The 3521-nt window shown below is 76.2% G+C and carries 4 protein-coding genes and 1 pseudogene; 2 read left to right on the top strand and 3 right to left on the bottom strand.

Annotated features, from left to right (window positions below; genetic code table 11):
* Positions 1–135: pseudogene (locus tag AOK22_RS43475) on the top strand (DNA-binding response regulator); the annotation flags it as partial.
* Positions 136–292: 157 nt separating this feature from the next.
* Here the strand turns inward: AOK22_RS43475 and AOK22_RS36970 are convergent.
* Positions 293–1069: an SDR family NAD(P)-dependent oxidoreductase gene (locus AOK22_RS36970; RefSeq protein ID WP_055703043.1), complete on the bottom strand. Its 777-nt coding sequence runs from the start codon at positions 1067–1069 to the stop codon at positions 293–295.
* Positions 1070–1172: 103 nt separating this feature from the next.
* The gene (locus AOK22_RS36975; RefSeq protein WP_079037075.1) at positions 1173–1793 is read right to left on the bottom strand and encodes a cupin domain-containing protein; all 621 of its coding nucleotides are present in this window, start codon (positions 1791–1793) and stop codon (positions 1173–1175) included.
* A 99-nt stretch (positions 1794–1892) separates the two neighbouring features.
* On the opposite strand from AOK22_RS36975, the gene AOK22_RS36980 reads away from it, so the two are divergent.
* A complete protein-coding gene (locus AOK22_RS36980) occupies positions 1893–3287 on the top strand; it encodes a peptidoglycan-binding protein (RefSeq protein ID WP_244165262.1) in 1395 nt (464 codons plus the stop codon).
* A 62-nt stretch (positions 3288–3349) separates the two neighbouring features.
* Here AOK22_RS36980 and AOK22_RS44195 read toward each other — a convergent pair whose 3' ends face one another.
* Positions 3350–3508, bottom strand: coding sequence for a hypothetical protein (locus tag AOK22_RS44195; RefSeq protein WP_482255571.1), 159 nt, complete (start codon positions 3506–3508; stop codon positions 3350–3352).
* Positions 3509–3521: the final 13 nt, after the last annotated feature.

Raw genomic sequence — 3521 nt, forward strand, 5'->3', positions numbered from 1 at the left:
ACAGCGGAAGCCCTGTTCATCACGGAGAAGGCCGTCGCCAAGCACATCGGCAACATCTTCCCCAAGCTGGGGCTGCCGCCCTCGGACACCGACAACCGGCGCGTGCTGGCGGTGCTGGCGTATCTGGACCGGTGACGGGGCGGTCCCGGGGTCCCCGAGGGGGGGCGGGGACCCGCCTGCGCCTGCCGGGTGGGCCGCGGCGCCCGGGGGGGAACCGCCCACCAGGTCGGCCACAGTCCCGAGGGGGGAACCCGCCCACCAGGTCGGCCGCAGTCCCGGGAGGGGAACCCACCTACCAGGTCGGCCGCGCCCCCACCCCGCCGTCCACCACGAGGTCCGTCCCCGTGATCCAGGACGCCGCGTCCGACGCGAGGAACACGCACGCGGCACCGACGTCCTCGGGCGTCCCGAGCCGGCCGAGCGGCGCGGCACCGCCCCACCGCGCCACGCCCTCGGGCCAGTCCTCGGCGAGGCCGGGGCGGTCGATCAGGCCGGGCGAGACGCTGTTGACGCGGATGCCGCGCGGCCCGTACTCCAGGGCGGCCGAGCGGGCGAACATGATCAGGGCGGCCTTGGACGCGCTGTAGTGCGCGTGGCCGGGGGCGGGGTGCGACCCCTCGATGGACGCGATGTGCGTGACGGTGCCGCCGCCGTCCTGCCCCCTCATGACCTCGGCCGCGGCCTGCGTGCAGCAGAACGCGCTCGTCACGTTCGCCTCCGACAGCCGCCGCCAGTCCGCGGCCGTCATCCCGGGAAGCTCCTGCACCGGCTGGATCCCGGCGTTGTTGACCAGCGCGTCCAGGTGTCCCCGCCAGGCGTACGCCTCCTCGACGAGGCGGTGGCACTCGTCCTCGCGCGTCAGGTCCGCCGCCACGGCGACGGCGTCACCGCCCTCCGCCGTGATCCGCGCGACCAGCTCACGGGCCCGCTCCTCGCCCCGCAGGTAGTGGACGACGACCGCCGCCCCGGCCTGCGCGAACCGCCGCGCGATCCCGGCGCCGAGGCCGCCGCTCGCCCCGGTGACCAGGGCGACGCGGCCGGGCAGCCCGGGGAGGGACGCGTCCCGCAGCGACCCCGGCCCCGACCCTGCTCCTGCTCCTGTCCCTGCCCCTGCCTCTGCACCCGAGCCGGAGCCCGGCCCCGGCCTCGACCCCAGCCCCGTCGTCTCCCCGTCACCCATCGAGCCCGTCCTCTCCCCGCATCGTCAGCGGCTCCCCGGCCCTGCACAGCTCCCGGATGAGCCCCGCGCGCCCCGGATAACGCGCGCCCAGCGCCTCCGGGTCCCCGCCCTCGTAGTCCTCGGCCATGAACCCGGGCGCCATGGTCGTCCCGAACAGCGCCCACCCGTGCCGCCCGCCGGCCACGACCCGCGCCCCCATCCACGTCCCCGCGGGCACCACCAGCTGCACCTGCCCGCCGGGGCCGAGGACGGCCGTGCGGTCCGTGCCGTCGGGGGCGAGGAGCAGCAGTTCCAGCGGGTCGCCCTCGTAGAAGTGCCAGACCTCGTCGATCGGCAGCCGGTGCAGGGCGGAGAAGTCCCCGGGCGCGGTGGTCAGGAGGACGAGGATCGCCGTCCCGGCGGGGCGTCCGGCCGCGTCCGGCGGCCCCGCCCACGTACGCCGGAACAGTCCGCCCTCGACCGGCAGCGGACGCAGCCCGTGCCGCGCGGCGACCTCCTCGGCCGTCAGGACCTCCCCGCCGACACCGGCAGCACCGGCCGCAGCCCCAGCCCCAGCCCCAACCGCATCAGCAGCACCGGCAGCCCTCGCCGCCTCACCCTCTTCTTCGACCATGGTCGATCGCTCCCCGCCCCAACCGCGTCATAACCGCCCTCCTCGCCGCTCCTCCCCCATGACACCCCTTTTCTCCCCGTTCGACCCATGGAGGGCGATGTGACCACCCTGCTTCCCGACACACCCGTCACCACTGGCGCGCCCGTCTTCGACGACATAGCCGCCGCGCGTGACTGCCCCTGCCCGGGCTGCGCGCAGGAGCGCCTCGCGCTCCGCGCGGCCGGCGGCTCCCGGGCCAGTACGCGCGCCGCCGCCGTCGTGGCGCTCGGCGCCGTCCTGACCGGCGCGGGCACCGGCGCCGCGCACGCCCTGGCGCAGCCGCCCGTCGCCACGCAGAACCCGCTGCCGCCGGGCGGCCAGGGCGCCCCGGGCCCGCTCTTCACCGAGGCGGCGACCTCCCATCCGGCGGCCGCCCAGGCTTCGGGCACCCAGACGTCGACCGCCGGGGCGACGGTCGCGCAGACGGCGGCGCTCCGTACGGCGTCGTCGCCGATGCGGCTGACGCGCGCCCAGATCCTCGCCCGTGCCCAGACGTGGGTGGACGCGCGCGTCTCGTACAGCATGGGCGCGTACTACCAGGGCTACCGCAAGGACTGCTCGGGCTTCGTCTCGATGGCCTGGGGGCTCGGCAGCAACCAGTGGACCGGCAGCCTCGCCGCGTACGGCGTCCGCATCAGCAAGAGCCAGCTGCGCCCCGGCGACATGCTGCTGTTCCACAACCCGGCCAACCCGGGCGCGGGTTCGCACGTGACGATCTTCGGCGGCTGGGCGGACGCGTCGAAGACCCGGTACGTGGCGTACGAGCAGACGCGCCCGCACACGCTGAAGCGGACCACTCCGTACGCGTACTGGAACCATTCGGGCGGCTACGTGCCGTACCGCTACAAGTACCTCGCGGACGGCGGCGGTTCGGGCGGCGGCACCGGAGGGACCGGCGGCTCGTCGGGTTCGGGGGCGGCCTTCCCCGGCGCGTCCGCGTTCGGCCCCGGCGCCTCCGGCGGCCATGTCACCAAGCTCGGCCGGATGCTGAGCGAGCGCGGCGGCGGGCGCTTCTACTCGGTGGGCCCCGGGCCGCGCTGGTCGGACGCCGACCGCAGGGCGACGCAGGCCTTCCAGCGGGCGCAGGGATGGCGGGGCGCCGAGGCGGACGGCATCCCCGGCCCGGCGACCTGGCGCTATCTGGTCGAGGGCAGGGGCCGCGACATCGGCGGGGGTTCGGGGAGCGGCACGGGCAGCGGCGGCTCCGGGCACACGTCCACGGCGTTCCCCGGAAAGCAGCACTTCCGGCCCGGCCAGTCGAACGCCCACATCACGAAGCTGGGCCGCCAACTGGTCAAGAAGGGCTACGGCAGGCACTACGCGCAGGGCCCCGGCCCGCGCTGGTCCGAGGCCGACCGGCGCAACGTCGAGGCCTTCCAGCGCGCCCAGGGCTGGCGGGGCGCCGAAGCGGACGGCTACCCGGGCCCGGAGACGTGGCGACGGCTCTTCCGGTGAGGTGAGCGACGGCTCTTCCGGTGGGGCGGGGTGGGGCGATGCGGGGGTGGGGCGGGGCGGGATCAGAGGCCCCGCCCGCCCCTCCGCGGCAGCCCCTCGTTCACGTACCGCAGGTGCCGCCGCCCCTCCCGGCAGGACGCGCACTGGTGGAGGTGGGCGGAGACGGCGGCGGTGAGGCGCCGTACGGGGCGGCCGCGGAGTGAGGCCACCACACGGTCCATGACCGCGGCGCAC

The organism is Streptomyces silaceus (assembly GCF_001419745.1).
Taxonomy (GTDB): domain Bacteria; phylum Actinomycetota; class Actinomycetes; order Streptomycetales; family Streptomycetaceae; genus Streptomyces; species Streptomyces silaceus.

What these genes read in the sequence shown, in the direction of transcription:
- AOK22_RS36975 (WP_079037075.1), bottom strand. Translation starts at nt 1,793, where the DNA reads ATGGTCGAAGAAGAGGGTGAGGCGGCGAGGGCTGCCGGTGCTGCTGAT.
- AOK22_RS44195 (WP_482255571.1), bottom strand. Translation starts at nt 3,508, where the DNA reads ATGGACCGTGTGGTGGCCTCACTCCGCGGCCGCCCCGTACGGCGCCTC.